This is a genomic window from Streptomyces sp. NPDC002537, from assembly GCF_053594975.1.
Genome location: NZ_JBSFWT010000183.1, coordinates 1 through 3,097 on the forward strand (window position 1 = coordinate 1; position 3,097 = coordinate 3,097).

A 3,097-nucleotide genomic window follows, 5' to 3' on the forward strand; every position below is an offset into this window, starting at 1 on the left:
CGTAGCCGTCCGGGTTGGCGGAGATCAGGAACCACAGTTCGGTGCGGTCCAGCAGCCTGGTGATCCGGGCGTCCTTGCCGTAGCCGCCGATGTAGCCAGGCCCCGGGCCGTGCGGGGCGCTCATGCCGCTACGGCGGGGGCGTCCAGGTCCACCTGGTTGCCCGCGATGACCTGCCTGCCTTCGGGGTCCTGACCGACCTTCAGCAGCGTGGGGAAGCCTTTGATCTGGAACGCGTCGGCCAGGACGGCCTCGCTGCCGCCCTCGACCACCACCCGGGCCACCGGGGAGAGTTCGGTGACCTGGCTCTTCGCGCGGTCGGGGGAGCCGACCACCACGGCGAGCACCTGGTCGCGGCCGCCGTCCACCGCCCGCGCGTACTCCACGAACTTCGGCAGCATCTCGTGGCAGGGGCCGCAGCTGGGCGAGAAGAACGCCACCAGGGTGTCACCGACGAGGGATTCACGGGTCACCACGTCGCCGTCGACGGCGACGGCGCTGAACTCGCCGACTTCCTCGCCCACTCCGATGACGGGCGGTCTGCCGGGCGAGCTGCTCGCCAGCTTGGAGATCAGCGCGGTGTGTTCGCGCAGTCGCTTGACCACTCCCAGTGTGAGGATCAGGTCCAACGTACAGAGTGCTCCCACCAGTACCACTGCCGCGATCAGGACGGGCATGGCGTCGTCTCCTCCGGGTTCGCCAGCTCTGGTCGTCACTGGCCGCGGGCGAGGCCCGGGGCCCGGTCGACGGGCCGGAACAGGTCGAGAATGTCGTCGAGGGCGGCCACGAGTCCGCCCGCGAGCAGGCCCCCGACCACCGCCACGGCCGCCCCGCCCGCGGTGGTCGCGCCGGACGCGGACACGGCCGCCGCGCCGACGACCGTCAGGGCCGTGAGCACGAGGTTCCGTACGACGTGTCGCGGGCCGAGCGGGCTCGCGGACACGCCGAAACATCGGCAGGGCGCGCGGACGCCCTGCCGCAGGGACAGCAGGATTCCCGTCGCGAACACGGCCAGAAGGCCGCCCGCGACGACGAATCCCGTGACGGCGGCTGCCCGGACCGGTGCCACGAGCGCCACGCACACGGTGAATTCGGCGACCACCACGGAACGCGCCACCGACCGGGCCGACCGGGCGGGGAGCACCCGCATGCCCTCCACCGAGGACACGAACCGGTCGAACGCGCCTTGTCCCATGACTTTGCCGACGGACGAGGCGAGGAACACCGCGCCGATCAGACAGCGGATGCCGAGTGCCAGATATCCCACTTGGTTTCCTCCACCAGTTGTCGTCGCGGCGCGCCCGGTCGGGGGCGGTCTTTCCGGTCAGCCGGCCGGGGAATACGAGATCCGGACGACAAGGTCCGGTATTCCCCGGCCGGGTCTCAGCGCAGTGCCGTTGCCGCTAGCACTGACAGACAATGGTGGGGCACCCGTTGGAGTTGCAGCAGGCCCAGCAGGGGGCGTTGTAGCCGCACTTCTCACCGCACTGCCAGCAAGCCGGGTAGTTGCCGCAGGAGAGGATCTCCATGGCCGCCGCGTCGATCTCGGGAACGAACATCCGGAGCACCCGGCTGCCCAGTTCCGTGAGCCTTGGGTACATTGACACACTCCTCACTTGATCGGGCTCGTAATTCGTGCTTGCGCTGCTGAAGTCTCACGGGGTTACGGCGGGTCGGATAGTGCAGTTTCCAGCCGGTGCGCGAAAAGAACAGGGCCGCCCCGGGGGATCTCCGGGCAGCCGGAAAAAGCCCTTGCCGTAGCCGCGCGGGAGCGCCGACGCTCTTTCTCCGGAATTGTTGAAAGGGCACCGGACCGCGCCCGGCATTCCCCGGACCGGCACATTCCCCCGGCGAAGATGAATCAACTGCTCCGCATCAGCGGGAACATGAACCACTGGCCACGGTCGCCCGAGCCGTGGTTCTCCGCCATGCGGATGCCGTGCCCGCGGGAACCGGTGGGATGGTTTCCGGTCGGCGGGCGGACCCGCCGGCACCGGGCCCGCCCACGCCGGGGTAGAGCACGAACGCCCCGGCGCCCAGCCCCACTTCCGGCCTTCGCCGCGCTGCGGCAACCCCCGGACGCACATCCGTATGGCACGTGACGACGCCGGAGCCCTCCGATCCCCGGACGGCTCCTGGACGGGCGCACCATGGCCGTAGGCCCGACATCCGAGCGTCCGGTCGGCGGACGACGGCACGTCGTACGTAGGCGACCGGTGCGGAACGGGCCGTTCACGTCGCGCCCCGGGCGCTCAGGCGCGGGAGAAGCGGTCGAGGGCGGCGCCGATGTGGGCGGCGGTCGCGTCGGCGGACCGATGGCCCGTGGATAAGGACGCCCGGGATGCCCGCCAGGCGGTGGGCGTCGCGCAGCAGCGCGCCCTCCTCCAGCCGGGCTCCGTGCGAGAAGTGGCGCGCGCAGGCCGCGACGACGTCGCCGTCACTGGGATACAGCGTGGTCATGCTCCGTCTCCTCCTGGTCGTCCTGCACATACGTCGAAGGGCGGCGGCACCCGATGTGGGTGCCGCCGCCCTTCGACGAGGAAGCGGTGTCCGCCGGTCAGTAGGCGGAGTTGACGTTGTCCATGGAGCCGTAGGTCTTGGCGGCGTAGTTGCAGGAGGCGACGATGTTGGCGACCGGGTCGTAGATGTCCCAGGACGTGCCGTCGACGTGGTAGGCCTTGAAGGTGGGGTCGATGATCTGCAGGAGGCCCTTGGAGGGGATGCCGGCGACGGCGTTGGAGTCCCAGTTGTTGATGGCCTGGGGGTTGCCGGTGGACTCGCGCATGATGTTGCGCTTGAGGCCTTCGTAGGAGCCGGGGATGCCCTTGGTGTGCATGATGTCGAGGGCTTCGGTGATCCAGCCGTCGAGGTTGTCGGTGTAGGCCTTCTTCGCCGGGGCCGCCGGGGTGGCGGGGGTGGCGGGTGCCTGCTGGACGGGGGTGCGGTCTTCGGAGCGGCTGGCGGTGGCGTCCTTGGCGGCCCGGTCGCGGTCGGCCCTGGCCTGGGCCTTGGCGGCGTCGGTCTTGGCCTGGGTGGCGGCGGTGGTGGCGGCCTGGGTGAGCTGGTCCTGCTCGTGGGTGGTGTCGGCGGCCGCGGTGT

6 protein-coding genes are annotated in these 3,097 nt (G+C 70.5%); all 6 read right to left on the reverse strand.

Annotation, left to right across the window (positions count from 1 at the left end):
• On the reverse strand, window positions 1–124 hold a 124-nt coding region (locus ACWD4A_RS35205; RefSeq protein WP_451200544.1), incomplete at its 3' end, for a M14 family zinc carboxypeptidase.
• Window positions 121–675 (reverse strand): TlpA family protein disulfide reductase, encoded by a 555-nt coding sequence (locus tag ACWD4A_RS35210; protein WP_451200535.1) that lies wholly within the window; start codon window positions 673–675, stop codon window positions 121–123. The genes ACWD4A_RS35210 and ACWD4A_RS35205, both read right to left, overlap by 4 nt.
• Before the next feature lie 35 nt (window positions 676–710).
• Entirely contained in the window at window positions 711–1,265 is a 555-nt protein-coding gene (locus ACWD4A_RS35215; protein ID WP_451200538.1) for a MauE/DoxX family redox-associated membrane protein, read from the reverse strand.
• A gap of 136 nt (window positions 1,266–1,401) precedes the next feature.
• Window positions 1,402–1,599, reverse strand: coding sequence for a hypothetical protein (locus ACWD4A_RS35220; protein WP_451200540.1), 198 nt, complete (start codon window positions 1,597–1,599; stop codon window positions 1,402–1,404).
• A 631-nt stretch (window positions 1,600–2,230) separates the two neighbouring features.
• Window positions 2,231–2,458, reverse strand: a complete 228-nt coding sequence (locus ACWD4A_RS35225; protein ID WP_451200541.1) for a hypothetical protein — start codon at window positions 2,456–2,458, stop codon at window positions 2,231–2,233.
• Window positions 2,459–2,555: 97 nt separating this feature from the next.
• Window positions 2,556–3,097 (reverse strand): transglycosylase SLT domain-containing protein (locus tag ACWD4A_RS35230; protein ID WP_451200543.1); only part of this gene is annotated, 542 nt, incomplete at its 5' end.

Coding starts and splice junctions, on each gene's coding strand:
- ACWD4A_RS35225 (WP_451200541.1), bottom strand. CDS start 2,458: ATGACCACGCTGTATCCCAGTGACGGCGACGTCGTCGCGGCCTGCGCG.
- ACWD4A_RS35210 (WP_451200535.1), bottom strand. CDS start 675: ATGCCCGTCCTGATCGCGGCAGTGGTACTGGTGGGAGCACTCTGTACG.
- ACWD4A_RS35220 (WP_451200540.1), bottom strand. CDS start 1,599: ATGTACCCAAGGCTCACGGAACTGGGCAGCCGGGTGCTCCGGATGTTC.